The 24,665-nt window shown below is 62.3% G+C and carries 26 protein-coding genes and 2 pseudogenes; 18 read left to right on the top strand and 10 right to left on the bottom strand.

Annotated elements, in window-relative coordinates; translation table 11 throughout:
- Window positions 1-102 (top strand): annotated as a pseudogene (locus ACWGXF_RS19640) (allantoinase); the annotation flags it as partial.
- A 392-nt stretch (window positions 103-494) separates the two neighbouring features.
- A complete protein-coding gene (gene bfr / locus ACWGXF_RS19645) occupies window positions 495-959 on the top strand; it encodes a bacterioferritin (RefSeq protein WP_003063542.1) in 465 nt (154 codons plus the stop codon).
- 74 nt (window positions 960-1,033) lie between these two features.
- On the opposite strand, the gene ACWGXF_RS19650 is transcribed toward bfr, so the two are convergent.
- From ACWGXF_RS19650 to ACWGXF_RS19660, 3 genes are all read right to left on the bottom strand, one after another.
- The gene (locus tag ACWGXF_RS19650) at window positions 1,034-1,210 is read right to left on the bottom strand and encodes a hypothetical protein (RefSeq protein WP_338025520.1); all 177 of its coding nucleotides are present in this window, start codon (window positions 1,208-1,210) and stop codon (window positions 1,034-1,036) included.
- Window positions 1,211-1,344: 134 nt separating this feature from the next.
- The gene (locus ACWGXF_RS19655; protein WP_202788997.1) at window positions 1,345-2,025 is read right to left on the bottom strand and encodes a 7-cyano-7-deazaguanine/7-aminomethyl-7-deazaguanine transporter; all 681 of its coding nucleotides are present in this window, start codon (window positions 2,023-2,025) and stop codon (window positions 1,345-1,347) included.
- 247 nt (window positions 2,026-2,272) lie between these two features.
- A complete protein-coding gene (locus ACWGXF_RS19660; RefSeq protein ID WP_452102382.1) occupies window positions 2,273-2,695 on the bottom strand; it encodes a hypothetical protein in 423 nt (140 codons plus the stop codon).
- Window positions 2,696-2,835: 140 nt separating this feature from the next.
- Between ACWGXF_RS19660 and ACWGXF_RS19665 the strand changes: the two genes are divergently transcribed.
- A complete protein-coding gene (locus tag ACWGXF_RS19665) occupies window positions 2,836-3,675 on the top strand; it encodes a helix-turn-helix domain-containing protein (RefSeq protein ID WP_052263675.1) in 840 nt (279 codons plus the stop codon).
- A 162-nt stretch (window positions 3,676-3,837) separates the two neighbouring features.
- Here ACWGXF_RS19665 and ACWGXF_RS19670 read toward each other — a convergent pair whose 3' ends face one another.
- Window positions 3,838-4,260 (bottom strand): FCD domain-containing protein, encoded by a 423-nt coding sequence (locus ACWGXF_RS19670; RefSeq protein WP_012839244.1) that lies wholly within the window; start codon window positions 4,258-4,260, stop codon window positions 3,838-3,840.
- A gap of 45 nt (window positions 4,261-4,305) precedes the next feature.
- Window positions 4,306-4,563: pseudogene (locus ACWGXF_RS19675) on the bottom strand (GntR family transcriptional regulator); the annotation flags it as partial.
- A gap of 88 nt (window positions 4,564-4,651) precedes the next feature.
- Between ACWGXF_RS19675 and ACWGXF_RS19680 the strand changes: the two are divergent.
- From ACWGXF_RS19680 to ACWGXF_RS19715, 8 genes are all read left to right on the top strand, one after another.
- The gene (locus tag ACWGXF_RS19680; protein WP_452102383.1) at window positions 4,652-5,707 is read left to right on the top strand and encodes a porin; all 1,056 of its coding nucleotides are present in this window, start codon (window positions 4,652-4,654) and stop codon (window positions 5,705-5,707) included.
- A 46-nt stretch (window positions 5,708-5,753) separates the two neighbouring features.
- The gene (locus ACWGXF_RS19685) at window positions 5,754-6,749 is read left to right on the top strand and encodes a Bug family tripartite tricarboxylate transporter substrate binding protein (protein WP_054074668.1); all 996 of its coding nucleotides are present in this window, start codon (window positions 5,754-5,756) and stop codon (window positions 6,747-6,749) included.
- Window positions 6,750-6,757: 8 nt separating this feature from the next.
- A complete protein-coding gene (locus tag ACWGXF_RS19690) occupies window positions 6,758-7,747 on the top strand; it encodes an NAD-dependent epimerase/dehydratase family protein (RefSeq protein WP_452102384.1) in 990 nt (329 codons plus the stop codon).
- The gene (locus tag ACWGXF_RS19695) at window positions 7,737-8,669 is read left to right on the top strand and encodes an alpha/beta hydrolase (protein WP_164091579.1); all 933 of its coding nucleotides are present in this window, start codon (window positions 7,737-7,739) and stop codon (window positions 8,667-8,669) included. Before ACWGXF_RS19690 ends, ACWGXF_RS19695 begins: the two co-directional genes overlap by 11 nt.
- The gene (locus ACWGXF_RS19700; RefSeq protein ID WP_039050646.1) at window positions 8,666-9,043 is read left to right on the top strand and encodes a RidA family protein; all 378 of its coding nucleotides are present in this window, start codon (window positions 8,666-8,668) and stop codon (window positions 9,041-9,043) included. Before ACWGXF_RS19695 ends, ACWGXF_RS19700 begins: the two co-directional genes overlap by 4 nt.
- Before the next feature lie 57 nt (window positions 9,044-9,100).
- Window positions 9,101-10,540: an FAD-binding oxidoreductase gene (locus ACWGXF_RS19705; RefSeq protein WP_452102385.1), complete on the top strand. Its 1,440-nt coding sequence runs from the start codon at window positions 9,101-9,103 to the stop codon at window positions 10,538-10,540.
- Window positions 10,541-10,567: 27 nt separating this feature from the next.
- On the top strand, window positions 10,568-11,578 hold the full coding sequence (locus ACWGXF_RS19710) for a Bug family tripartite tricarboxylate transporter substrate binding protein (RefSeq protein ID WP_452102386.1): 1,011 nt from the start codon (window positions 10,568-10,570) through the stop codon (window positions 11,576-11,578).
- A gap of 314 nt (window positions 11,579-11,892) precedes the next feature.
- Window positions 11,893-12,063 carry a hypothetical protein gene (locus ACWGXF_RS19715; protein ID WP_167332967.1) on the top strand — a complete coding sequence of 57 codons (171 nt, stop codon included), beginning with the start codon at window positions 11,893-11,895 and terminating at the stop codon, window positions 12,061-12,063.
- A 39-nt stretch (window positions 12,064-12,102) separates the two neighbouring features.
- On the opposite strand, the gene acnB is transcribed toward ACWGXF_RS19715, so the two are convergent.
- The 5 genes from acnB to ACWGXF_RS19740 all read right to left on the bottom strand — a co-directional run bounded on the left by acnB (window position 12,103) and on the right by ACWGXF_RS19740 (window position 18,219).
- Window positions 12,103-14,688 (bottom strand): bifunctional aconitate hydratase 2/2-methylisocitrate dehydratase, encoded by a 2,586-nt coding sequence (acnB, locus tag ACWGXF_RS19720; protein WP_452102387.1) that lies wholly within the window; start codon window positions 14,686-14,688, stop codon window positions 12,103-12,105.
- Between the two features lie 97 nt (window positions 14,689-14,785).
- Window positions 14,786-15,358: a hypothetical protein gene (locus ACWGXF_RS19725; protein WP_003063562.1), complete on the bottom strand. Its 573-nt coding sequence runs from the start codon at window positions 15,356-15,358 to the stop codon at window positions 14,786-14,788.
- Window positions 15,359-15,389: 31 nt separating this feature from the next.
- Window positions 15,390-16,394, bottom strand: a complete 1,005-nt coding sequence (locus tag ACWGXF_RS19730) for an HpcH/HpaI aldolase/citrate lyase family protein (RefSeq protein WP_039050648.1) — start codon at window positions 16,392-16,394, stop codon at window positions 15,390-15,392.
- Entirely contained in the window at window positions 16,391-17,215 is an 825-nt protein-coding gene (gene tam, locus ACWGXF_RS19735) for a trans-aconitate 2-methyltransferase (protein ID WP_256630995.1), read from the bottom strand. Before tam ends, ACWGXF_RS19730 begins: the two co-directional genes overlap by 4 nt.
- 14 nt (window positions 17,216-17,229) lie before the next feature.
- On the bottom strand, window positions 17,230-18,219 hold the full coding sequence (locus ACWGXF_RS19740) for a malate dehydrogenase (RefSeq protein WP_003063568.1): 990 nt from the start codon (window positions 18,217-18,219) through the stop codon (window positions 17,230-17,232).
- A 230-nt stretch (window positions 18,220-18,449) separates the two neighbouring features.
- Between ACWGXF_RS19740 and ACWGXF_RS19745 the strand changes: the two genes are divergently transcribed.
- The 7 genes from ACWGXF_RS19745 (at window position 18,450) to ACWGXF_RS19775 (ending at window position 24,425) form a co-directional block, all read left to right on the top strand.
- Entirely contained in the window at window positions 18,450-19,241 is a 792-nt protein-coding gene (locus tag ACWGXF_RS19745; RefSeq protein ID WP_012839254.1) for a GntR family transcriptional regulator, read from the top strand.
- Between the two features lie 146 nt (window positions 19,242-19,387).
- Complete coding sequence (sdhC, locus tag ACWGXF_RS19750; protein WP_003063573.1) at window positions 19,388-19,813, top strand: succinate dehydrogenase, cytochrome b556 subunit; 426 nt, start codon at window positions 19,388-19,390, stop codon at window positions 19,811-19,813.
- Window positions 19,814-19,854: 41 nt separating this feature from the next.
- A complete protein-coding gene (gene sdhD / locus ACWGXF_RS19755; protein ID WP_003063575.1) occupies window positions 19,855-20,220 on the top strand; it encodes a succinate dehydrogenase, hydrophobic membrane anchor protein in 366 nt (121 codons plus the stop codon).
- 33 nt (window positions 20,221-20,253) lie between these two features.
- Window positions 20,254-22,059 (top strand): succinate dehydrogenase flavoprotein subunit, encoded by a 1,806-nt coding sequence (sdhA, locus tag ACWGXF_RS19760; RefSeq protein ID WP_003063577.1) that lies wholly within the window; start codon window positions 20,254-20,256, stop codon window positions 22,057-22,059.
- 27 nt (window positions 22,060-22,086) lie between these two features.
- Window positions 22,087-22,791: a succinate dehydrogenase iron-sulfur subunit gene (locus tag ACWGXF_RS19765; protein ID WP_003053210.1), complete on the top strand. Its 705-nt coding sequence runs from the start codon at window positions 22,087-22,089 to the stop codon at window positions 22,789-22,791.
- Window positions 22,791-23,084, top strand: coding sequence for an FAD assembly factor SdhE (locus ACWGXF_RS19770; protein WP_452102388.1), 294 nt, complete (start codon window positions 22,791-22,793; stop codon window positions 23,082-23,084). Before ACWGXF_RS19765 ends, ACWGXF_RS19770 begins: the two co-directional genes overlap by 1 nt.
- 30 nt (window positions 23,085-23,114) lie before the next feature.
- Window positions 23,115-24,425 carry a citrate synthase gene (locus tag ACWGXF_RS19775; RefSeq protein WP_003063579.1) on the top strand — a complete coding sequence of 437 codons (1,311 nt, stop codon included), beginning with the start codon at window positions 23,115-23,117 and terminating at the stop codon, window positions 24,423-24,425.
- The last annotated feature ends 240 nt before the right edge of the window (window positions 24,426-24,665 follow it).

A 24,665-nucleotide genomic window follows, 5' to 3' on the forward strand; every position in this document is an offset into this window, starting at 1 on the left:
GACCACATCCAGAAGCACGACAACGTGTGGGTGTGCCGCCGTATTGATTTGGCTCGTCACTGGGCCGAGCGTTTCCCCTGCACTGAAGCAGTCTCGGCCTGACCGTACGATCCGAGAACCCCAGGCGATTGAGGAAGGCGAGCTGGGCACTCGATTTTTCGAGGCATCATCGCAGCCAGTTGCAACTAGTGCGGCCCTGCATCCCTGCCCTGTGGGCAGGGGTAGCCTCTGCGGAGGCTTGCCAAGTGCGCCAAGTGCTGTCCCTGCTTTACCGCTGATCGGTCCATGCTGACCAAAAGTGCTGGGTGTTGTCACCATCCCTTGCGAGGAATCGAACGAACCCGGTCAGCCTCGATGCACACCAAGCAATGCGAATGCATCTGCTTACAGCCCGCATCCAGAGCGCGTGCGCTCGGGAATTGATAGCTGCCTTTGATTCCCGAAGCCAGTCGCGGGATACTTCAGGCTTCGAAAACTCACCGAGAACAACAACTATGCAAGGCCATCCCGAAGTCGTCGACTACCTCAAGGACCTGCTTCGCGGCGAGCTCGCGGCGCGCGACCAGTATTTCGCCCACTCGCGCATCTATGAAGACCAGGGGTTCGCCAAGCTCTTCACGCGCCTGGACCACGAGATGCAGGAAGAAACCCAGCACGCCGACGCACTGCTGCGCCGCATTCTGATGCTGGGCGGCCGCCCCGACATGCGCCCCAAGGAATTCACGCCCGGTGAGACCGTTCCCGAGATGTTGCGCAAGGACCTGGACACCGAATACGAAGTCCGTGCCGGCCTGCAGCAAGGCGTGGCGCTGTGCGAGCAGCACCGCGACTATGTGAGCCGCGACATCCTGCTGGCCCAGTTGCACGATACCGAGGAAGACCACGCCTACTGGCTGGAAAAGCAGCTGGGACTGATCGACAAGATCGGACTGCAGAACTATCTGCAAAGCCAGACCTGAGCCCTGCAACGCAGCGCGGAAAAATACCGAGGCCGTCCTTGATAGACGGCCTTTTTCATGGACTCGAGGCGGGCTCAGAAACCATAGTCATCACCAGTGGCGGCAAAGCGGCCTTCTGCCGGATTGTCGATCTTGCAAGGCTCGCCCGATCCCATCTTCTGAAACGAGGCTCCACCGAAATTCACGCCCTTGTGGCATCCCATTGACTCGTTGACAAACGACAAGTCAGAGCCCCCGGGCGACTCGGCCATCACCGGATGTCATACGGGACTGCCGCTCTTCGTCTCCAACCAGGCACAAGCTGCGGCTGCCAGCAGGACCTGGCGAAGCAGATGCACATGTCGGACAGGCCCCTGCACCCGGGCCTGCCCTGCACGCCGCATCCTCAGCGGATTGCCGTTGCGGGCGTGACCTGTACCTTCATGCTGCGCACAATGGCCGCCAGCACCACGCCATAGGCGGGAACAAACAGCAGCAGACTCACACCCAGCTTGATGACATAGTCGACCATGGCGATTTCCACCCAGTTGGCCGCCATGAAGGCATCGGAGCTATGCCAGAAGGCGATCGAGAAAAAGGCTGCCGTGTCCAGCACCTGGCCGAACACCGACGCGGCCGCCGGAGCCAGCCACCAGGAATGGCTTTTCTGGCGGATGCGGTCGAAGACCTGAATATCCAGCAACTGGCCCAGCACATAGGCGGCAAAACTGGCCAGTGCAATGCGGAACACAAAGCCGTTGAAGCTTTGCAGCGCTTCCCAGCCATTGAAGCGGCCCTCGTGGAACAGCACGCCCACCACATAGGACACCACCAGCGCGGGGAGCATGGCACGCATGATGACGCGTCGCGCCGCAGTCTTGCCGATCAGGCGTACGGTCAGATCGGTGGCCAGAAAGATGAACGGAAAGCTGAAGGCGCCCCAGGTGCTGTGAAAGCCCAGCAGCGTGATGGGCAGTTGCACCAAGTAGTTGCTGGCGATGACCAGCGCGATATGGAGCGCGACGAGAACGGAGAGGTAAAACGGCACGCGCGACGCTTGCGTCTGCACGGCATGAGCGGATGTCATGACAGTCCTTTTTGGTCGATGGGGGCGAGGGAACCCATGGTTGCGAAGAGTGCGCCAGCGCGGCGCAACCGTGAATTTTACGCGGTACGGAATTATCTCTGCCTCCCCCGGCCCGCTTATCCGCCAGGACACATGGCGGATATAAGAAAAAGCATAGCTTGTAGCGCCTGCCAATCCATGTTTTCAGTAGTGAATCAGCCTGCTTTCAATGAGTGACAGACGCTAGCCGCTATCTTTTTTGCTTCATTCAAAGCGCGAGATGCGCCTCCTGACGGGACTCATGGCGCGTGGCACGCAGCCCTGCCCACTGCAGATCGGCCAGGACCAGCACCACGACGGCCTGCGCCGCAACCCAGGCCAGACCCCAGGCACTGAGCGCCAGGCCGGAGCCAAACACCAGGACCGCGCAGCCCAGCGCCCAGCCCAGATTGCCAAGAGCCACCAGACCGATCAGCGTGCGCGGCAGGGGCTCGCGACGCGCCATCCAGGCTGCGGCCGATGCATAGGCCAGCAAGAAAAGACCTGTTGCCGTCAGCAGGAAAGGCGGCAGCCCCGTCAGATCGGCCAGCGGCCGCTGCAAGGCCAGTTGCAGCGCGCCCGTGGCGGCGCAGGAGGCCGCATCGGCCCACATCACAAGACGCAGAAACCGGGGAGAAGCAAAGAGGGACATGGAAGACTCCTGTTCTGAGAGCAAGTTCTTGCGGCCGGCCCTGTGCCGGCTGCTGGGGCCCATGATTGCCATCCGCTCGCACAGCGTCGATAACCTCGCAGGTCATGGCCTGCTGTCCGGCCTGCCACTACGATGCGGGCATGAACTCCAGCACCGCCCCCTCTTCTTTTCATGCCGCTCATATGCCGCCCGGCGCACGCGCGCCATTCGGCGAGCACCTGCGCCACTGGCGCCAGCACCGCCGGCTGAGCCAGCAGGGGCTGGCGCTGGAGGCCGAGATATCGACGCGTCACCTGAGCTATGTGGAAACAGGCCGTGCACAGCCCAGCCGCGAGATGGTGTTGCGGCTGGCCGAGCGCCTGTCGGTGCCGCTGCGCGAGCGCAATGCATTGCTGGTGGCTGCGGGCTTTGCCCCCATGTACCAGGCCCGTCCCCTGGACCACCCCGATCTGGCGGCCGCACGCCAGGCCGTGGAGCTGGTACTCAAGGGCCACGAGCCCAGCCCGGCCCTGGCCGTGGATAGACACTGGAACCTGGTGGCGGCCAATGCCGTCGTGCCGCTGCTGCTGGACGGCGTGGCGCCCTGGCTGCTGGAGCCACCCGTGAATGTGCTGCGCCTGAGCCTGCACCCCGAGGGACTGGGCCCACGCCTGGCCAACTCCGCGCAGTGGCGTGCCCATTTGCTGCACCGCCTGCAGCAGCAGATCGCCGCCACGGCAGACAGCGAGCTACAGGCACTACATGACGAAATCGCAGCCTATCCGTTCGCCGAGGACAAGGACTCCCCTCTGCCCAGCCCCATCGCCGTGCCCTTCGAATTGCACACCCATCTGGGCACACTGAGCTTCATCAGCACCATCACCATCTTCGGCACGCCCGTGGACGTGACGCTGCAGGAGCTGGCCGTCGAATCCTTCTTCCCGGCAGATGCCGAGACACAGCGGGCGCTGCAACGGCTGCGCCAAGCTTCCGCATCCTGAAGCTTACAGAGCCCTGCCAGCGTAGATGGCCACCCCCTTGACCACTTCCACGAACTCCTCAATCTGTTCGAAGTTCTGCAGAGATAGGCATCAGCTTCGCTATGGCATGCACACCCTCCCTCACTGACCTGCCACGCACGGCGAACGATGCCGATCTCACAACTACCACCCCATAGCGGTATTGACCGCCTGCTCGGTACCAAGCAAGTGCTGCTCCATCAATGCGACTAGCGCGTCTGCATCGCGGCGCAATGCCGCATCGAGCAAGGCCTGGTGCTCGGCCTGGACATTGCGCGCAACCAACGGCCCATGTAGTCGTATCTTGCGATAGCGCTCCGAGTGATCGACCAGTTGGTTCCAGAACTGCAGCAGCCATTCGGAGCCGCAGGCGCCCACCAGCGCCTCATGAAAGCGCCGGTGCTGCGACTCCCACTCGGAAGACATCGCTGCGGAGCCGCCGAGATCAGGCAGCGGCACATGCGCCAGCATGTGGAGCGACGCTATCACCTCGGCCTCCCATCGGGCATCGCCACGTCGAATGGACTCGACCAGGCACAGGCGCTCGATGTCGCGGCGGGTCTTCATCAGGTCTGCGAACTCCTGCGATGAAATCCCCCGCACCCGGGCACCGCGGTTTGACTCCGCCAACACCAGCCCTTCAGTACCCAGACGCACGAGCGCCTCGCGGATAGGCGTCAGCCCCAGGCCAAACCGCTCATCTAGGTCTGCAGCCCTCAGGCGCTGCCCAGGTGCCAACTCCCCGCGAAGAATCTCCGTTCTCAGGCGCTGGTAGGCGCGCTCCGTCCTTGAGCCGGCGTCGCTTTTTTCATCTGCTACTGCATTTTCCTGCATAGATGTACGAGAGCTTGTCCTTATATTAGATTTCATTAAACACCTTAAATTTCATGAAATTAAAAATATTTCATGAAATATGAGTCTCCATTATCCAGCCCCATCCAAGACACAGCAGAACACGATGTTCCCACTGCTGTCGCACGTATTCATGGCGTCGCTCACCGCCGGCCTGGCCTTGATTCCCAGCGCGCCCAGTATGGCTCAAAGCAGCTCCACGATTTACGGAGTCGTCGATCTCGGCTTCGTCCGCGAGAGCGGTGGCCCGAATGGCGCCAGCGCCAACATGCTGACCAGCGGCGTCGCCTCGGGCTCCCGGCTGGGTTTCAGAGGCAATGAAGACCTGGGAGGCGGGCTGTCGGCGTTCTATGCGCTTGAAATGGGCCTGCTCGCCGATACAGGCGGCTTGGCCCAGGGCGGCCTGGCATTCGGCCGCCAAGCCACAGTCGGCATCCATGGCAACTTCGGCTCCATCGCGCTGGGTCGCCAGTACACGCCCGTGGCGTTGATCCAGACCGAGACCGACCCATTCGTCACGGGCCTGGCGGGCGACTCCGCCAACCTCATCAGCGCGGGCGGTGCGAGCGGCAACAACCGCATGGACAACACGCTGCGCTATTCCTACAAGGCATCCAGCGGCCTGATGGCCGACGCGGTCTATGGGTTTGGCGAAGTCGCTGGCGACTCCAGTGCCAAGCGGCAGTACGGAGGCGCCCTCGGCTATGTGGCAGGCCCTGCCTATGCCAAGCTGGGCTACCACAACGTCAACGATGCGACCGGCAAGGCCGGCCGGCTGACCTTTCTCGGCGCGACCTATGACTTCGGATTCGCCATGGCCCACTTCAACTATGTGGTGAACAAGGGCTCGGCCGTCTTCGGCATCGTGAACCAGGATTCACGCGACATGCTGCTCGGCATCAGCGTGCCCTATGGGCTGGGCAAATTCATGGCCTCGTACATCCGCAAGGACGACCGCACGATCGCCAATTTCGACGCCAGCCAATGGGCCGTCGGCTACATGTACTTTCTGTCGAAGCGCACCACGCTCTACACCTCGATCGCACGGATAGACAACAACGCATCCGCAACGTCAAAAACAGGCTTCTACCGCGTGGGCAACGCCACGGAGCAGGGTCTGGGCTCCCGCGCCTTCAACTTCGGAATCCGGCACGCCTTCTAGGCCAGCTTCGTACCCCGGCATTGCAACCACCATAGGAACACCCACCATGAACCACCATCGCCGGCGCGCCCTCATCGCGGCCGCATGCACCACGGCCCTCGGCCTTCTGTCTGGCACCGCGCCATCGCACGCGGCCGACCGCTACCCGCACAAGCCCATCACCCTGGTGGTTGCCTATCCCGCGGGCGGCGACACCGACGTACTGGCCCGCCTGATCGGAGAAAAGCTGGGCACCCGACTGGGCCAGCCGGTGATCGTCGAGAACCGCACCGGCGCGGCTGGCACCATCGGCACCGCCTACGTCTCGAAGGCAGTCCCCGACGGCTATACCCTGCTGCTGGCGCCGAACACCATCACGATCACGCCCCACGTGCTCAAGGGCGTGGCGGGCGCCCAGGTCGACCCGGTGCGCGACCTCACCGCCATCTCGCAGTTGGGCAGCCAGTCGCTGTTCGTCGTGGCCACGGCAGCTTCGGGCGTGTCCTCCGTGAAGGAGCTGCTTGCCAGCGTGAAGGCCGGCAAGATCACCTCGTATGCCAGCCCCGGCAACGGCTCGCCCATGCACATCCTGGGCGAGCTGTTCGACAAGGCCACCGGCGTGAAGATCACCCAGGTTCCCTACCGCGGCAGCGTGCCCGCCGTGGCAGACCTCGTGGGCGGCCAACTGCCCATGATGTACACCACCCTGGGGCCGGTGGCCCAGTACATCAAGGCGGGCAAGCTGGTGCCGCTTGCGGTCGCGGACGCGAAGCGCTCGCCCTTCCTGCCCCAGGTGCCCACGCTCGCCGAGCTGGGCTATGCGGGCGCCGAGGTCGGCGCCTGGCAGGCACTGATGGGCCCCAAGGGCATGCCGCCGGATCTGGTCAGGCTGCTCAACCAGCACTGCGATGCGATCCTCAAGATGCCCGATGTGAGAGCGCGCATGGAGACGATTGCCCTGGCGCCCGTTGGCGGCGATGCAGCCGTGCTGGGCCAGGTGGTGCAGAACGACTACCAGCGCTACCGGCAGATCGTCAAGGAGTTCGGCATCCAGGCCAACTGAGGAACACCATGACAACACTTGTTACAGGCGCCGGCGTGATCGGCTGCCACACGGCCCGTCTGCTGGCGCAGCGCGGAGAATCCGTGCTCCTGGCCGACGTGGCTCCGGCCATCGCGGCCATCGCCACCATCGTCGACGATCCCCGGGTCCGCATCGAAGTCGCCGACGTCACGGATTTCGCCCGGCTGACCCGGCTTGTCGAAAGCCACGGCGTACGCCGTATCGTCCACACAGCGGCCCTGCTATCCACCGCCATCCGCCAGGACCCGGTCAAGGGCGTGGAAGTCAATGTCATGGGCACGGCTCACCTGCTCGAAATCGCCCGGCTGCACCGGCTGGAGAGAGTCGTCATCGCCAGCTCCACGACCGTCGGCTACCCCGTGTTCGGCGACTTCCTGGGCCACAGCCTGCCGGAGGACTTCAGCCTGAAATCGATCCGCCATCGCCCAGGCTCCATCTACGCGGCCACCAAGGTGGCGGCGGAACATCTGGCGCTGCTGTACCGCGACCTGTATGGCGTCGACACCATATCGCTGCGCTATGCCGCGGTGATCAGCGCCTGGAGCGGCCCCGGCACATCGGTGCCGGCGCGCGTGCTCTCATCGCTGGCCGGGCCCGCCGCCCGGGGCGAGGTCTCCGTCATCGACGACCCCTACCTCGTCTGGCAGGGAGGGGAGGAATTCATCGACGCGCGCGACTGCGCGCATGCCAACGTCACGGCCCTGGATGCCGAAGATCCGGCGCAGGGCATCTACCACATCGGCCTGGGCCGGCTGCACGGCTTCGAGGACTTCGTGGCCGGCGTGCGCCGCTGCCACCCCGCCTTGCGGGTGGACATGCGGGTCGCGCCGCAAGGTGGCTTTGCCGGCTTTGCACATGTGCGCCGTGCCTCGTCGGACATCTCCGCTGCGGCGCGCGAGCTGGCATGGCAGCCCACCCATGCGCTCGCCGACTCCATCGAACACTTCGCCCCCTTCTGTATCGCCAATGAAAATTGAATCCATGCAGGCTCAGCACCTTGCGGGCAACGGACGTCCGACCGATGCACAGTGGCTGCTGGCAGACCCCGATCACCAGATGCCATTGCCCTTTCCCCAGGCCGAGGCCTACGCGCGCCAGGTCATGGCCCTGGCCCGAGAGCTGCCGACCGACGGACTCGACGTGCGCCTTGGCGTCCCCTACGGTCGGCATCCGCTGCACCGGTACGACGTTTTCGGTCCGAAAAATGCCCAGGACGCACCAGTTCTGGTCTTCTGGCATGGCGGTGGCTGGACCAACGGCTACCGCGGCTACGTCAGCTTCATGGCGCCGCTGGTGGCGAAGCTGGGCTGCATCCTGATTGCTCCCTCCTACCGGCTTGCGCCACGGGACAGGCTGCCTGCGGCCTACGAAGACGGGCTTGCCGCGCTGCGCCATGTGTTCGACAACGCACCGTCCTTCGGCGGCTGCGCCCATCGCCTGCACCTCGCGGGGCACTCCGCCGGCGGCCATCTGGCGGCCCTGATCGCCCTGCGGCAGCCCGATGCCCGCAAGGCAGGCATACCGGCCGAAGTCGTCCGCGCCTGCCTGCCCATCAGCGGCATCATGGACCTGCACCATCCGGCCCCTGAAACCGGCAGCCTGGAGCAGCGTGTCTACACCATGGTCCTGCGCAAGCCCGACGACGATGCGGCCATGAGCCCCGTCCACTGGAGCGCGACCAGCACCGTGCCCATGCACCTGAGCTACGGTGAACACGACAGCGAGCGTGTGCAGCGCACCAACCAGGAGCTTGCGCACAGGCTGTCGCAGGTCGGCGCTCCGTGCTCGCTCTCCATCGAAGCGGGACAGGACCACTTTTCCACCCATACCGCCTTGAGCGCACCCCAGGCCTCCTGGTACCAGCGCCTGGCAAGCATCCTGGAGGCATCCGCACCATGAAGCACATAGTCGATATCGGCCTACCTTCCATCGGCCAGCCCTTCTCCTGGGCAGTGAAAGCCGGTGGCCTGCTGTTCACCACGCACGGCCCGGTGCGCAGCGACGGCACGCTCGACACCGGCCCCATCGAGCAGCAGGCCCGCCTGACGCTGGAAAACGTCCGCCGGGCCGTCGCGGCGGCCGGGGGCCGGATGAGCGATGTGGCCCAGGTGCTGATCTACATGACGGACGAGCGGGACATGCCGGTCATCGACCGCGTCTACCGCGAATTCTTCGAAGCACCCTACCCCAACCGCTCCAGCGTCGCCGTGCGAGGCCTGGTTGCGCCAGGCATGCGCGTGGAAATGGTGGTCTATGCGGCCATCGCCCCCTGAGCCCGCCAACGCCTGGCGCAAGCGCCGCGACAACACCCTCCACCAGGAAACACCGCCATGCCATCTGCAAGCAACGCCTCCTCAACCACTGCCAGAACAGACCAGCGACTGACATCCCTGGATGCCGCGCTGGCGCCGCACTCCGATGCGTCGCTGCTGGCCATCGGAGATGCCATACCGGCATACGCCGGCACCGACTGGCGTGGCAAGCGCGGCGCCGCTCCGCTTGCCGTACTGCGCCCGCGCACGCCGGAGCACCTTGCGGCAGCCATGCGGGCCACGCATGCGCTGGGGCTGCCGATCGCCGTGCAAGGCGGAATGACCGGCCTGGTGGATGGAGCATTGGCCCGACCCGGAGAGATCATCCTGTCGCTGGACAGGTTGAATGCCATCGAGGAAATCGATGCAGCCAGCCAGACCATGACCGTCCAGGCTGGCGTGAAGCTGCAGGAGGCCCAGGAAGCTGCGGCCGCTCGCGGCCTGCTGTTTCCCATCGACATCGGCAGCAAGGGCTCCTGCCACGTCGGAGGCATCGCCGCGACGAATGCGGGAGGCAACCGGGTCCTGCGCTACGGCATGGCACGCCAATCCATCATCGGCCTGGAAGCCGTGCTTGCGGATGGGCAGGTCATCAGCCATCTTGGCAAGGCACTCAAGGACAACGCCGGATACGACCTCAAGCACCTGTTCATCGGCAGCGAGGGAACGCTGGGCGTCATCACGCGGCTGGTGTTCGCTCTGCAGCCTCTGCCTACCACTCGCCAGACTGCCCTCGTCAGCGTCCAGAGCTTCGAGCAGATGGTGGAGCTGCTCAACCACTGCAGAAGGCGGCTGGGCGCGCGCCTGACAAGTTTCGAAGCGATGTGGCGCGACTTCTACGACATGGTGACGACGGAACTGCGCGTGGGAGGAACACCATTTGCTGAGCCTGGCGGCAATCTGGTGCTCATCGAAGCCATGGGCCAGGATGCCGAAGCCGACGAGCAATTGTTCATGGAGGCACTGGGTGAATTCCTTGAGTTGGCCGCTGGCTCGGACGCGGTGCTCGCCCGCTCGCAGCAAGATGCCCAGCGCCTCTGGAGCATCCGGGAGTCCTCTGGAGAAGCTGCGGCGGCAGTGGCACCGTTTGCTGGCTTCGACATCAGCCTGCCAATCACCGCGATGCCTGCATGGCTCGAAGACGTCCACTCGCAACTGCGCGCGCACGGCCTGCACCGCACGCAGACCTATGGGCATCTCGGCGATGGAAACCTGCACCTGGTCGTCGGCTATCCCGCGGACCAGCCGCAGATGAAACAGGAGATCGAAGACCTGGTGCATCGATCCGCAGGGCGGCTGGGCGGCTCCGTCTCGGGAGAACACGGTATCGGCATCTCGAAGAAGCCATACCTGGCCATCAGCCGGAGCCCCCAGGAAATCGAGTTGATGCGCGCACTCAAGCGCGCCCTTGACCCCGCCGGGCGGCTGAATGCTGGCCGCATCTTCGATCTGGAATGAATTCACCGCACACAGAGGAACCCGACCATGACACCTGCCCGCAACACCAGCATGCGACGTGCCGCCTGCGCGCTTCTTGCAAGCGCACTTGCCGCCACCCTTGCCCTGTCCAGCCCCATCGCGCTCGCGCGCGAAGGCAACAGGACGAAGCCCATCAAACTGCTCGTCGGATTCTCGCCGGGCGGCGGCACCGATGTCGTGGCCCGCTATCTGGCCGACAAGCTCAGGGAAGAACTGCACCGGTCCGTGATCGTGGAGAACCGGCCAGGCGCAGGAGGCCAGGTGGCAGCGCAAGCACTCAAGGCCGCGCCCAAGGATGGAAGCACCCTTTTCTTCACCAATGACCACACCATCTCCATCATTCCCCTGGTGATGAAGCAGCCGGGCTTCAATACCTCCAGGGACTTCACGCCGGTGGCTGGCGTAGCCATCTATGTCTCCGCGCTCTTCACTGGCGCCGGCACGCCCGTCAAAAGCTATGCCGAGTACATTCGCTGGGTTCACGACAAGCAAGCAGGCAAAGGCAGCGTGGGCATCCCTGCGCCAGCTTCGCTGCCTGAATTCATGAGCATCGCCATCGGCAGCAGGAACGCGCTGGACCTGACCCCAGTGCCCTACAAGGGCGCAGCCCCCATGCTCAGCGACATCATGGGCAACCAGATTCTGGCCGGCATCTCGTCGCTCAACGATGTGCTGGAATCGCAGAAGGCAGGCAAGATCAACGTTCTGGCGGTGTCCGGCAAAGAACGACACCCAGGCATGCCTGGCACCCCGACCTTTTCGGAACTCGGCGTCTCCGGCTTCGAGGAAAGCCCCTTCTATGCGGTCTACGCACCGCAAGGAACCTCGGCGGGCGACATAGCGGCATTCACCCAAGCCATGCAGAAGATTCTCGCCAGACCCGACGTGCAGGAGCGGCTGGCCAGCCTTGGCCTGATTCCGCAATACCTCGACGCCGAGCAGATGCGGCTGCGCGAGCAGGCCTACGCACAAACCTGGGGCCACCTCATCAAGGCCAGCGGATATCTGCCCCAATAGCCGCCCCTCATACCTCATCGCCTGGGCAGGAAGCTCCCATGGTCCCGGCCCAGACACCTGGCTCCGGCAAGGACACCTCCTTCCACAGGATCAGCTTCGTGCACCGGCTCGGCCACGGCCTTGCGGCTGCCCGAAAACGGCTTTAGTGCCACAACACCCGCCCCAAACACTGACGCCATATTGAAGTCGATTCAGGATGAAGGCTGAAACACAACCACCTATGTAGCGAACATTCGGGTCCTCGCGGCCATCATGGATTCACTTTCCGCCGAGGCGCGGATCGGCGTCTTGGTGCTGCTGCGAACATCGGCCCCATGCGCTCCTTCCTCGATATCACCGACGAGGACTTTCGCACCGTGGTCGATGTCAACCTGCTCGGTACCTTCATCTGCTGCGAGGAAGCCACACAGCGCATGAAGCCCAACGACCGTCTCACCGCTCGCAAGAAAGAAGCCCGCAGGACTTGCATCCTGCGGGCTTCTTAGCAAGACCCTTGAAGGCCTTGATTTCTGGTACCTAGACGCTTAGATCTTGGCGGCCACTTCAGCGTACTCGTCGATTTCGTTGAAGTTCATGTAGCGGTAGACGGAGGCCTTGTCGGCATCGATCACGCCCATTTCCTTCAGATACTCTTCCTTGGAAGGCAGGTAACCCAGACGCGAAGCGATGGCTGCCAGTTCGGCCGAGCCCAGATACACGTTGGTGTTCTTGCCCAGACGGTTGGGGAAGTTACGAGTGGAAGTCGAGATGACAGTCGCACCTTCACGCACTTGAGCCTGGTTACCCATGCACAGCGAGCAGCCGGGCATTTCTGTACGGGCACCGGCAGTGCCGAAGGCAGAGTAGTGACCTTCCTTGATCAGCTCGTCCTGGTCCATCTTGGTGGGAGGAGCCACCCACAGCTTGACGGGGATGTCGCGCTGGCCACCCAGCAGCTTGGCTGCGGCGCGGAAGTGACCGATGTTGGTCATGCAGGAACCGATGAAGGCTTCGTCGATCTTGGCACCGGCCACGTCAGACAGGGTCTTGGCATCATCAGGATCGTTCGGGCAGCAAACGATGGGTTCCTTGATGTCGGACATGTCGATTTCGATGACGTGAGCGTACTCAGCGTTCTTGTCGGCTTCCAGCAGGTCTGGCTTGGCCAGCCAAGCTTCGACCTTTTCGATACGGCGCTGCAGAGTCTTGGCGTCGGCGTAACCGTCAGCGATCATGTTCTTCATCAGAACGATGTTCGATGTCAGGTATTCCTTGATCGGCTCGGGGTTCAGCTTGATCGTGCAACCGGCGGCAGAGCGCTCGGCAGAAGCGTCGGACAGCTCAAACGCTTGTTCAACCTTCAGATCTGGCAGACCTTCGATTTCCAGGATGCGACCCGAGAACTCGTTGATCTTGCCGGCCTTGGCAACCGTCAGCAGACCTTGCTTGATGGCGTACAGAGGAATCGCGTGCACCAGATCGCGCAGGGTCACGCCGGGCTGCATTTCGCCCTTGAAGCGCACCAGCACGGATTCGGGCATGTCCAGAGGCATCACGCCGGTAGCGGCGCCGAAGGCCACCAGACCGGAGCCTGCGGGGAAGGAGATGCCGATGGGGAAACGGGTGTGCGAGTCGCCACCGGTACCCACGGTGTCGGGCAGCAGCAGGCGATTGAGCCAGCTGTGGATCACACCGTCACCAGGACGCAGGGCCACGCCGCCGCGGTTGCTGATGAAGTTGGGCAGTTCGCGGTGAGTCTTCACGTCCACGGGCTTGGGATAAGCCGCTGTGTGGCAGAAGGACTGCATCACCATATCGGCGGAGAAGCCCAGGCAGGCCAGATCCTTGAGTTCGTCGCGGGTCATTGGGCCGGTGGTGTCCTGCGAACCCACGGTGGTCATGCGAGGCTCGCAGTAGGTACCGGGGCGCACGCCCTGACCTTCGGGCAGACCGCAGGCACGGCCGACCATCTTCTGGGCCAGTGTGAAGCCAGCAGTGGAAGCGGCAGGAGCCTGGGGCAGGCGGAACTCGGTGGATGCGGGCAGACCCAGGGCTTCGCGAGCCTTGGCGGTCAGCGAACGGCCGATGATCAGGTTGATACGGCCACCGGCTTGCACTTCGTCCAGCAGCACGTCGGACTTGAGCTGGAAGTCAGCCACGGTTTCGCCGTTCTTGACGATCTTGCCGGCGTAGGGCAGCACGTCGATCACGTCGCCCATTTCCAGCTTGGAAACATCGACTTCAATGGGCAGAGCGCCGGAGTCTTCTTGCGTGTTGAAGAAGATGGGAGCGATCTTGCCGCCCAGCGTCACGCCACCAAAGCGCTTGTTGGGAACAAAGGGAATGTCCACGCCCGTGCCCCAGATGATGGAGTTGGTGGCGGACTTGCGCGAAGAACCGGTACCGACCACGTCACCCACGTAGGCAACCAGGTGGCCCTTCTTCTTCAGGTCTTCGATGAACTGCATGGGACCACGCTTGCCGTCTTCTTCGGGCTTGAACGCCGCGTCGGGACGCGTGTTCTTGAGCATGGCCAGGTAGTGCAGAGGAATGTCGGGACGGCTCCAGGCATCGGGAGCGGGCGACAGGTCGTCGGTATTGGTCTCGCCGGGCACCTTGAAGACGGTGACGGTGATCTTTTCCTCGACCTTGGGACGCGAAGTGAACCACTCGGCATCGGCCCAGCTTTGCATCACTTCCTTGGCCTTGGCATTGCCGGCCTTGGCCTTGTCGGCCACGTCGTTGAAGAAGTCGAACATCAGCAATGTCTTCTTCAGCGCGTCGGCAGCCACGCCAGCCACTTCGGCATCGTCCAGCAGCTCGATCAGAGGGTGAACGTTGTAGCCACCCACCATGGTGCCCAGCAGCTCGGTGGCCTTGGCCTTGGAGATGAGACCCACCTTCAGGTCGCCGTGAGCCACGGCAGCCAGGAAGGAAGCCTTGACCTTGGCTGCATCATCCACACCGGGCGGCACGCGATGGGTCAGCAGATCCATCAGGAATGCATCTTCACCGGCGGGTGGATTCTTGATCAGCTCGATCAGGTCTGCGACCTGCTTGGCATCCAGAGGCAGCGGGGGGATGCCCAGTGCGGCGCGTTCTGCCACATGGTCACGGTAGGCTTTCAACATGGGTTCTCTCCAATGGTTTTTTGAAAAAGGCTGCGCGTGGAGCGCGAATTACAGGACTGGCGCATGTGCGATACGCCAGTCCTCAGCCTCGCCAGACTTATTTGCTGTCCAGCAGGCTGGGAGGTGGGTTCTTGCGGATGGCTTCGGCCACTTGCTGCTGCTCGGGGCTCATGCACTCATCCGCCAGACGCTGGCCGGCCTTCTGGTTCATCAGCATGGACTTGTTGGCGATCTGCAGCCACACGGCACCGGCCGCCTTGTCTTCCAGGCGCACGGTGCCGGTGGAAGTCTTGACGGGAGACATGTGGTACTTGAAGCCACGGCCGTCCACGATGAAGTAACCGGGGTTGGCTGCGTCGGCGTTCACGTTCACATAGGCGCCCAGCTCACAGGCAATGCGGCCCTTGTGCACGCGCTCGGCCACGGCCAGCTCTTCCGTGCCCAGTGCGGCGGAAGCCGGGCCGGCGGCCACGACGGCGGCAGCACCCGCGCCACCTGCAGCTACGGCAGCGGCAGCCTTGCCCTTCTTGGAAGTAGTGGTGGCCTTCTTGGCGGCGGGAGCCTTCTTGGCGGCGGCCGCCTTGGCCTTGGGAGCGGTTTCTGCCACGGCAGAGTGGCTGATTGCGACCAGGGGAGCGGCAATCATCAAAGTGGCGATCAGGGTCTTCATAGGAATTAGCTCCTGCAGACTTGTTATGAGTTCAACGGATTGAGGCCGGGGCAAACCAGGGTTGAACTTCAACCGGCAAGACCTGCCCCGTCTGGTGAGCGCGCTCCAGCAACTGCCAAAAATAGCGGTAGCTCGCGCGGTCGTGTAGTACACCACCAAAACTGATGGGCGCCCAATTCTGCACCGCTGCAGAGGTAAGTATTTGTGCCGCCTGTAGAACTTCGTCCTCTGCTGGCGCAAATGCACGCAGAATCGGGCGAATCTGGTCAGGATGGATGCTCCACATGCGTGTGTAGCCAAGCTCACGCGAGGCTTTTTGCGCGCAAGCCTGCAAAGCTTCAGGATTCTTGAATTCCGTGACCACGCAGTGCGAGGGCACCTTGCCGTGGGCATGGCAGGCTGCCGCGATCTCGAGCTTGGCACGAACGACCAAGGGATGCTCGAACTGGCCCTGTGCCGTCATGGCGGAAGCCGGGATGGCGCCGCCATGGGCCGAGACAAAATCCATCAGCCCGAAGGAGATGCTTTGCACGGCCGGGTGCGCGGCAATGTCGAAGGCCTGCTGCACGGCAGCAGGAGACTCAATCAAGACATGTAGCGGCACACGCTTGTCTGTCGCGCGCTGCAGGGCTGCTTCGGCCTTGATGACGTCATCCACCGACTCCACCTTGGGAATCATGATGTGGCAGAGCTTATCTGCCGCGCCGCCGGCAATGATGTCCATGTCTGCCTGGAAATGTGCATGGTCCACCGCATGCACCCGGGCCGCCACGCGCGCGCCTTGAGCCGCTCCATTCGCCAGCTCGACCACCAGACGCGCATGCTCGGCCTCCTGGCCGACAGGAGCGCCATCCTCGCAGTCCAGCGTCACGTCGAACACGCAGGTGCCGAACTCCTGCATCATCTCTGCCTGCAGCTGCAGGCTTTTGCGCATGCGCGCTTCCACGCCGCTGTAGTGATCGCAGACGGGCAGACGCTGAGCGCCACCCTGAGCATCGAGCAGCACGGTGGCGGGATGAACCAGTTCTTTCGTCATGACTTGCGCTGAGCCACCATGAAAAGTCGGGGAAAAGCCAGCAGACGCTTGCCGTCGGCTCGCTCCGGATACGCCGCATCGATGCGGCTTTGATACTCGGTCAGGTACTCGGCTTGCAGCTCCCGAGGCAAACCTTCCACGAAAGGCTTGAGGCCCGTGCTGCTGAGCCACTGCACAATCGCTGCGGCCGAGTCCATGGGATGCTGATAGACGGTGTGCCACACATCGACGCTCGCAGCCTCATTGGCGGGAGCCGCCGGCTGAGGCGCTGCCAGCAGGTCGTAATACACCCCTATGGGCAAAATCTCGGTACGCACCTTGCTCGCGTCCCCGATATGCGCCGCAAACCGGGGCAGTTGGGCGACTTCGCGCATGTTTCGGTGCGAGGGTTCCTGACGGTTGTCAGGCATCTGCACGGCCAGCACGCCACCGGGCGCCAGCAAGGAAAACAGACGGGGAATCAGGCTCTCATGCTCGCCCACCCACTGGATGGAAGCATTCGCATAGATCAAATCAGGTGCTGGCTCACCTTCAGCAGGTGCCCAGGAGGCAATATCACCGGCCTCGAACCTGGCCTGCGGCAACTGCTTGCGCGCAGTCTCCAGCATGGCTTCGGAATTGTCGACACCGAGCACATCAGCGCCGGGGAAACGCTCAACCAGAAGTTCGGTGGAGTTGCCCGGCCCGCAGCCCAGATCCACGATGCGGAGGCTGCGAGCGGGTGAATGCAAGCTGGAAGGTACTCTTGCCAGCAGTTCTGCCGCAGGGCGCGTGCGCTCATTGGCAAAGCGCAGATACAGCGCGGGGTTCCAGTCTTGCATAGGTTTTGCGCTGATTACAGCAGGTGCTTGACGCCGTCCTGCTCGCCTTGCAGCTCAGCCAGAGTCTTGTTGATGCACTCTTGCGAGAAGGCGTCGATTTCCAGACCTTCGACGATCTTGTATTCGCCGTCAGCCGTGGTGGTCACGGGGAAACCGAACACGATACCGGCGGGGATGCCGTACTCGCCGTTGGAAGGCACGCCCATGGTGACCCATTCGCCGTTGGAGCCCAGGGCCCAGTCACGCATGTGATCGATGGCAGCGTTGGCAGCCGAAGCAGCCGACGACAGACCGCGAGCAGCGATGATGGCGGCGCCGCGCTTGCCCACGGTGGGCAGGAACACGTTGGCATTCCATTCCTGGTCGTTGATGGCTTCCTTCACGGACTTGCCGTCCACGGTGGCGAAGCGGTAGTCGGCGTACATGGTGGGCGAGTGGTTGCCCCACACGGTCAGCTTCTTGATGTCGCCAACCTTGAAGCCGCCCTTGGCAGCCAGCTGGGAAGCAGCGCGGTTGTGGTCCAGGCGCAGCATGGCGGTGAAGTTCTTCGCGGGCAGATCGGGAGCCGACTTCATGGCGATGTAGGCGTTGGTGTTGGCGGGGTTGCCGACCACCAGAACCTTGACATTGCGCGAAGCCACGGCATTCAGAGCCTTGCCCTGGGCGGTGAAGATCTGGGCGTTGGCAGCCAGGAGGTCGGCACGTTCCATGCCGGGGCCACGAGGACGGGCGCCCACCAGCAGAGCGTAGTCGGTGTCCTTGAAGGCGGTCATGGGGTCGGCGTGGGCTTCGATGCCGGCCAGCAGGGGGAAGGCGCAGTCTTCCAGCTCCATGATCACGCCCTTCAGAGCGTTTTGAGCCTTTTCATCGGGGATTTCCAGCAGTTGCAGAATAACGGGCTGATCTTTACCCAGCATTTCGCCGGAGGCGATGCGGAACAACAGGGCGTAACCGATTTGGCCAGCTGCGCCGGTAACGGCGACACGGACGGGCTTCTTGCTCATGGTGAAACTCCAAGATTGGAAAAAAGTGAGATGTTATGGGCGCCAGGTTGCACCAGCGTAACCACCAGTAGCGCAAGCTCCGCAAACATGCGGCAAGTGTACTGCCGAAATCAAAGCCCGGTCAATTTGTCTTATGTCTTATATAAGATATGATCTTCACTTAGCGACCAGAGTCAAATCGACTGTTTTTTGTGCATCGCATCGCGGAGGCGATACCTTCAAAACCAACTATGCCCAGCCCCCACAACACAGCCCCGGACAACAACGCCAGCCATAGCGGTGGTGCCGGCGTCTCCACCCCAGCCTTCAGCCCTCTGTACCAGCAGATCAAGGGCCTGATCCTGCAAAGTCTGGAAGCTGGCGAATGGCGCCCCGGAGAACTGATCCCCAGTGAAATGGAGCTGGCAGCCCGCTTCAAGGTCAGCCAGGGCACGGTGCGCAAGGCAATTGATGAGCTGGCTGCCGAAAACCTGGTCATGCGCCGCCAGGGCAAAGGCACGTTTGTGGCCACTCACGCTGCCCAGCAGGTGCAGTACCGCTTTCTGAATCTGCGCCCCGATGCTGGCGACCTGCAGGGCGAAGGCCGCGCAGAGCGCCACATCCTCGAGTGCCGCCGCCTGCGCGCGCCTGCCGAAGTGGCCCGCGCCCTGGCCCTGCGCACCGGCGACGCCGTGATGCATGTGCGCCGCACCCTGTCCTTTGCCGCAATCCCGACTATTTTGGAGGACATCTGGCTGCCTGGCAACGCCTTCAAGGGGCTGACTGCCGAACAGATGTCCAACTACCAGGGCCCCACTTACGCCATGTTCGAACTCGACTATGGCGTGCGCATGGTGCGGGCCGACGAGAAAATTCGCGCCGTTCTGCCGGATGCCGAGCAAGCCCAGTTGCTGAACATTCCCAGCACCACGCCGCTGCTCAGCGTGGAGCGAACTGCTTACACATACAACGATGTTCCCATGGAGTTACGACGCGGCCTGTACCGCACCGACACCCATCATTACCGCAATGCATTGAACTGAATCCCCCCGTAAAAGCGTTGATTGCAACAGAGCCCAATCATCTGCTATGCAAATTCGGCTAACGGATTCTGCTGCATTGCAATAGAATTTTGTGTCGCTTCGCACTAGCGATTACAACGCAGTTACATCCACGAAAGTACCCTGCCATGACAGAGCAAAAAGCAAAACAGCGGCCAGAGTTCCGCAATATCAACTTCTTCTCGGACCTACCGACCTATCGCCTGCCCCTGGCAGGCATTGTGTCCATTCTGCACCGCGTCAGCGGCCTGCTGATGGCGATCCTGCTGCCGTTCATCATCTGGATGTTCGACAACTCGATCTCGTCGGAAATTTCGTTTGATTCCTTCACGTCGGTATTCGCAGGTCCCTTTGGCTGGTTTGCCAAGCTCGTCTGCCTGGCACTGATCTGGGCCTATCTGCACCACTTCTGCGCAGGTGTCCGCCATCTGGTGATGGACGTGAACCACCACGCCGTGAACAAGCAGACCGGCAAGTCCACCGCCGCCGTCGTTCTGTGCATCAGCGTTGCCCTGACCGTGGTGCTTGGCGCCAAGCTGTTCGGCCTGTACTGATCAGCGCCCAGTCAATAACACCTCACGATAAGGAAACAACCATGTCCGTGAATTACGGCTCCAAGCGCACCGTTGTCGGTGCGCACTATGGCACCCGCGACTTTCTGGCTCAACGCTCTACCGCCGTCCTGATGGCGCTGTACACCGTTGTGCTGCTGGTGCGCTTTCTGACGGTCGGCGGCCCCGTGGGCTACGAGCAGTGGGCCGGCATTTTTGCTCCCCAGTGGATGAAGTTTCTGACCCTGGCCCTCTTCGTGGCTCTGGGCTGGCATGCCTGGATCGGCGTGCGTGACATCTGGATGGACTACGTCAAGCCCGTGGGCCTGCGCCTTGCACTGCAAGTGGTCACCATTGTCTGGCTGGTCGGCTGCATCGGCTGGGGCATCCAGGTTCTGTGGCGTCTCTGATTGAGACACAGTCTCCACGATTGAAGGTTAAGAATGAGCTACTCCAAAGCAAATATCACCAAGCGCAAGTTTGACGTCGTGATCGTCGGTGCCGGCGGCTCCGGCCTGCGCGCTGCGCTGGAACTGTCGCGCGCCGGTCTGTCCGTCGCCTCGCTGTCCAAGGTTTTCCCCACTCGCTCGCACACTGTGGCTGCCCAGGGCGGCGTGTCCGCTTCGCTGGGCAATATGAGCGAAGACAACTGGCACTATCACTTCTACGACACCATCAAGGGCTCCGACTGGCTGGGCGACCAGGACGCCATCGAGTTCATGTGCCGTGAAGCGCCAAACGTCGTGATCGAGCTCGAGCACTTCGGCATGCCTTTCGACCGCAATGCCGACGGCACCATCTACCAGCGTCCCTTCGGCGGCCACACCGCCAACTACGGCGAAAAGCCCGTGCAGCGCGCCTGCGCCGCTGCTGACCGTACCGGTCACGCCATGCTGCACACGCTGTACCAGCAGAACGTCAAGTCCAAGACCAACTTCTTCGTGGAGTGGATGGCACTGGACCTGATCCGCAACACCCAGGGCGATGTGGTCGGCGTGACCGCACTGGAACTGGAAACCGGCGATCTGTACGAACTGCACGCCAAGGCCGTGCTGCTGGCCACCGGTGGTGCCGGTCGCATCTTCCAGGCTTCGACCAATGCCTTCATCAACACCGGTGACGGCCTGGGCATGGCTGCTCGCGCCGGCATTCCTCTGCAGGACATGGAGTTCTGGCAGTTCCACCCCACCGGCGTGGCCGGTGCCGGCGTGCTGCTGACCGAAGGCTGCCGCGGCGAAGGCGCTATTCTTTTGAATAGCGAAGGCGAGCGCTTCATGGAGCGCTACGCTCCCACGCTGAAGGATCTGGCACCGCGTGACTTCGTGTCGCGTTCGATGGACCAGGAAATCAAGGAAGGTCGCGGCTGCGGTCCCAACAAGGACTACATCCTGATGAAGCTGGACCACCTGGGTGCAGAAACCATCCGCAAGCGTCTGCCTTCCGTGGAAGAAATCGGCCACAACTTCGCCAACGTGGACATCACCAAGGAACCCATTCCCGTGGTTCCCACCATCCACTACCAGATGGGCGGCATCCCGACCAACATCAACGGTCAGGTCGTGGTCTGGGACGGTCAGCAGAACAATGTGGTCAACGGCCTCTACGCCGTGGGCGAATGCTCGTGCGTGTCCGTGCACGGCGCCAACCGCCTGGGCACCAACTCGCTGCTGGACCTGCTGGTCTTCGGCAAGTCTGCCGGCAAGCACATCGTGGAATTCGTCAACGGCTTCGGCGCTCACCACGAAGTGCCCGCCGACGGCGCCGAGCGCACCCTGGCCCGCCTCAACCAGCTGCAAGACTCCAAGGACGGCACTTACGCCCAGGACGTCGCCGGCGAGATCCGTCAATCCATGCAGACTCATGCCGGCGTGTTCCGCACGCAAAAGAGCATGGACGAAGGCGTGGAAAAGATCAACGCGATCCGCGAGAAGGTCGGCTCCGTGACCCTGAAGGACAAGTCCATGGTGTGGAACACCGCTCGCATGGAAGCCCTGGAAGTGGACAACCTGATCGAAGTGGCACAAGCCACCATGACCTCGGCCGCAGCCCGCAAGGAATGCCGTGGCGCACACACCGTGTACGACTACGAGCACCCTGCCGACCACGCCGAATTCCCCCTGGGCCGCAACGACAAGGAATGGCTCAAGCACACACTGTGGGACAGCGCGACCAACAGCCTGACCTACAAGCCTGTGAACCTCAAGCCCCTGACCGTTGCCAGCGTTCCTCCCAAGGTCCGCACGTTCTAATTCAGCAGCCCACGAGAGAAGATCAAAATGAAGCGCACATTCAAAATCTACCGCTACGATCCGGACAAAGACGCCAAGCCCTACATGCAAACAGTGCAAGTGGAGCTGGACGGTCACGAGCGCATGCTGCTGGACGCCCTGGTCAAGCTCAAGGCCATGGATCCTTCCATCGCCTTCCGTCGCTCCTGCCGTGAAGGCGTGTGCGGCTCCGACGCCATGAACATCAACGGCAAGAACGGTCTGGCCTGCCTGACGAACATGAACACCCTCAAGGGCGACATCGTTCTCAAGCCCCTGCCCGGCCTGCCCGTCATCCGCGATCTGATCGTGGACATGACCCAGTTCTTCAAGCAGTACCACTCGATCAAGCCCTACCTGCAAAGCGATGTCTACGCATCGCCCAGCAAGGAACGCCTGCAGTCGCCCGAAGAGCGCGAAGAGCTCAACGGCCTGTACGAGTGCATTCTGTGCGCCAGCTGCTCCACCAGCTGCCCCTCGTTCTGGTGGAACCCCGACAAGTTCGTGGGCCCGGCCGGTCTGCTGCAGGCTTACCGCTTCATCGCGGACAGCCGCGACACAGCCACGGGCGAGCGCCTTGACAATCTGGAAGATCCTTACCGCCTCTTCCGCTGCCACACCATCATGAACTGCGTGGACGTGTGCCCCAAGCACCTGAACCCCACCGCAGCCATTGGCAAGATCAAGGAGCTGATGGTTCGTCGAACCGTCTGATGCTGATGACGAATACTCTGCTCGACGAACGTGAGCGCGACCTGCTGAGGTGGCGCAGCCGCCGTGGTCTGGTTGAGAACGATCTGTTCATCGAGAAGTTCTTCGCCACCTACGGAAGCCAGCTCACGCGGAGACACGCGACTGGCCTGTCTGCCTTGATGGATCTGGCAGACAACGACCTGATGGATCTTTTCTTGCGTCGCAAGGAACCTGAAGGACAACTCGATACCCAAGAAGTCAGGGAAGTGCTGGAGATGGTGCGCAAGCGCCAGCCCGGTAACTGTCCCCAGTAGGCTAGGCAAACTAGAGAAGGAAGTTTGGAAATGAAACTCGCTGACAACAAAGCAACGCTGTCTTTCAGCAATGGCGCTCCCAGTGTGGAAATGCCGGTGTACCAGGGCAATATCGGCCCGGATGTGATCGACATCCGCAAGCTCTATGCCCAGACTGGCATGTTCACGTATGACCCGGGCTTCCTCTCTACCGCCGCCTGCCAATCCGCCATCACCTACATCGATGGCGACAAGGGCGAGCTGCTGTACCGCGGCTACCCCATCGAACAACTGGCCAAGAACTGCAACTTCCTGGAAACCTGCTACCTGCTGCTGTACGGGGAACTGCCCAACGAGAAGGAAAAGGCCAACTTCGAAGAGCTGGTGACCAAGCACACCATGGTCAACGAGCAGATGCAGTTCTTCCTGCGCGGCTTCCGTCGTGACGCTCACCCCATGGCCGTGCTGACCGGTCTGGTGGGCGGCATGTCGGCCTTCTACCACGACAGCACCGACATCACCAACCCAGAGCACCGCAACATCGCTGCGATCCGCCTGATCGCCAAGATGCCTACGCTGGTCGCCATGGCATACAAGTACGGTATGGGCCAGCCCTACATGTACCCCAAGAACGACCTGTCGTATGCCGGCAACTTCATGCGCATGATGTTCGGCAACCCCTGTGAAGAGTACAAGGTCAACCCCGTGGTTGAGCGCGCTCTGGATCGCATCTTCATCCTGCACGCAGACCACGAGCAAAATGCCTCGACCTCCACCGTGCGTCTGTGCGGCTCTTCGGGCACCAACCCCTTCGCCGCCATCTCCGCTGGCGTGGCCTGTCTGTGGGGCCCTGCCCACGGCGGCGCCAACGAAGCCTGCCTGAACATGCTGGAAGGCATCCAGGCCAATGGCGGCATCGAAAAGGTCGGCGAGTTCATGGAACAAGTCAAGGACAAGACCAGCGGCGTGAAGCTGATGGGCTTTGGCCACCGCGTCTACAAGAACTACGACCCCCGCGCCAAGCTGATGCAGGAAACCTGCAACGAAATCCTGGCCGAACTGGGTCTGGAAAACGATCCCCTGTTCGCCCTGGCCAAGAAGCTGGAAAAGATTGCCCTGGAAGACGACTACTTCGTCCAGCGCAAGCTCTACCCCAACGTGGACTTCTACTCCGGCATCGTGCAGCGCGCCATCGGCATCCCCGTCAACCTGTTCACCGGCATCTTCGCTCTGGCCCGTACCGTGGGCTGGATCGCTCAGCTCAACGAACAAATGGCCGACCCCGAGTACAAGATCGGCCGTCCCCGCCAGTTGTTCACCGGCTCCGTGTCGCGCGACGTCAAGCCTATCGCTCAGCGTTGATCGGCACACCCAGGCCCGGATTTCCGGGTCTCAGGGTGGCAAAAAGCCCGCAGACTGCAAAGTCCGCGGGCTTTTTTACGTGCCCCCGATCTCAGCTTTGGCAAAACCATAGCTGGTTACGCAAGACACAGGTCGATTTCAAGTGTGAATCATCTCAGTATCCATTGATACAAAGCGCTAGCCGCTATAGAAATTTATGAGTCAGTCCACATCAGAAATGCGGAGCGAACCCGGAATCGG

The sequence above is a fragment of the Comamonas sp. HJ-2 genome, assembly GCF_053615495.1.

Excerpts from the sequence above, each read along its gene's own strand:
- bfr (WP_003063542.1), top strand. The coding sequence starts at position 495 with ATGCAAGGCCATCCCGAAGTCGTCGACTACCTCAAGGACCTGCTTCGC.
- ACWGXF_RS19650 (WP_338025520.1), bottom strand. The coding sequence starts at position 1,210 with ATGGCCGAGTCGCCCGGGGGCTCTGACTTGTCGTTTGTCAACGAGTCA.
- ACWGXF_RS19655 (WP_202788997.1), bottom strand. The coding sequence starts at position 2,025 with ATGACATCCGCTCATGCCGTGCAGACGCAAGCGTCGCGCGTGCCGTTT.
- ACWGXF_RS19660 (WP_452102382.1), bottom strand. The coding sequence starts at position 2,695 with ATGTCCCTCTTTGCTTCTCCCCGGTTTCTGCGTCTTGTGATGTGGGCC.
- ACWGXF_RS19665 (WP_052263675.1), top strand. The coding sequence starts at position 2,836 with ATGAACTCCAGCACCGCCCCCTCTTCTTTTCATGCCGCTCATATGCCG.
- ACWGXF_RS19670 (WP_012839244.1), bottom strand. The coding sequence starts at position 4,260 with ATGAAGACCCGCCGCGACATCGAGCGCCTGTGCCTGGTCGAGTCCATT.
- ACWGXF_RS19680 (WP_452102383.1), top strand. The coding sequence starts at position 4,652 with ATGTTCCCACTGCTGTCGCACGTATTCATGGCGTCGCTCACCGCCGGC.
- ACWGXF_RS19685 (WP_054074668.1), top strand. The coding sequence starts at position 5,754 with ATGAACCACCATCGCCGGCGCGCCCTCATCGCGGCCGCATGCACCACG.
- ACWGXF_RS19690 (WP_452102384.1), top strand. The coding sequence starts at position 6,758 with ATGACAACACTTGTTACAGGCGCCGGCGTGATCGGCTGCCACACGGCC.
- ACWGXF_RS19695 (WP_164091579.1), top strand. The coding sequence starts at position 7,737 with ATGAAAATTGAATCCATGCAGGCTCAGCACCTTGCGGGCAACGGACGT.
- ACWGXF_RS19700 (WP_039050646.1), top strand. The coding sequence starts at position 8,666 with ATGAAGCACATAGTCGATATCGGCCTACCTTCCATCGGCCAGCCCTTC.
- ACWGXF_RS19705 (WP_452102385.1), top strand. The coding sequence starts at position 9,101 with ATGCCATCTGCAAGCAACGCCTCCTCAACCACTGCCAGAACAGACCAG.
- ACWGXF_RS19710 (WP_452102386.1), top strand. The coding sequence starts at position 10,568 with ATGACACCTGCCCGCAACACCAGCATGCGACGTGCCGCCTGCGCGCTT.
- ACWGXF_RS19715 (WP_167332967.1), top strand. The coding sequence starts at position 11,893 with ATGCGCTCCTTCCTCGATATCACCGACGAGGACTTTCGCACCGTGGTC.
- acnB (WP_452102387.1), bottom strand. The coding sequence starts at position 14,688 with ATGTTGAAAGCCTACCGTGACCATGTGGCAGAACGCGCCGCACTGGGC.
- ACWGXF_RS19725 (WP_003063562.1), bottom strand. The coding sequence starts at position 15,358 with ATGAAGACCCTGATCGCCACTTTGATGATTGCCGCTCCCCTGGTCGCA.
- ACWGXF_RS19730 (WP_039050648.1), bottom strand. The coding sequence starts at position 16,394 with ATGACGAAAGAACTGGTTCATCCCGCCACCGTGCTGCTCGATGCTCAG.
- tam (WP_256630995.1), bottom strand. The coding sequence starts at position 17,215 with ATGCAAGACTGGAACCCCGCGCTGTATCTGCGCTTTGCCAATGAGCGC.
- ACWGXF_RS19740 (WP_003063568.1), bottom strand. The coding sequence starts at position 18,219 with ATGAGCAAGAAGCCCGTCCGTGTCGCCGTTACCGGCGCAGCTGGCCAA.
- ACWGXF_RS19745 (WP_012839254.1), top strand. The coding sequence starts at position 18,450 with ATGCCCAGCCCCCACAACACAGCCCCGGACAACAACGCCAGCCATAGC.
- sdhC (WP_003063573.1), top strand. The coding sequence starts at position 19,388 with ATGACAGAGCAAAAAGCAAAACAGCGGCCAGAGTTCCGCAATATCAAC.
- sdhD (WP_003063575.1), top strand. The coding sequence starts at position 19,855 with ATGTCCGTGAATTACGGCTCCAAGCGCACCGTTGTCGGTGCGCACTAT.
- sdhA (WP_003063577.1), top strand. The coding sequence starts at position 20,254 with ATGAGCTACTCCAAAGCAAATATCACCAAGCGCAAGTTTGACGTCGTG.
- ACWGXF_RS19765 (WP_003053210.1), top strand. The coding sequence starts at position 22,087 with ATGAAGCGCACATTCAAAATCTACCGCTACGATCCGGACAAAGACGCC.
- ACWGXF_RS19770 (WP_452102388.1), top strand. The coding sequence starts at position 22,791 with ATGCTGATGACGAATACTCTGCTCGACGAACGTGAGCGCGACCTGCTG.
- ACWGXF_RS19775 (WP_003063579.1), top strand. The coding sequence starts at position 23,115 with ATGAAACTCGCTGACAACAAAGCAACGCTGTCTTTCAGCAATGGCGCT.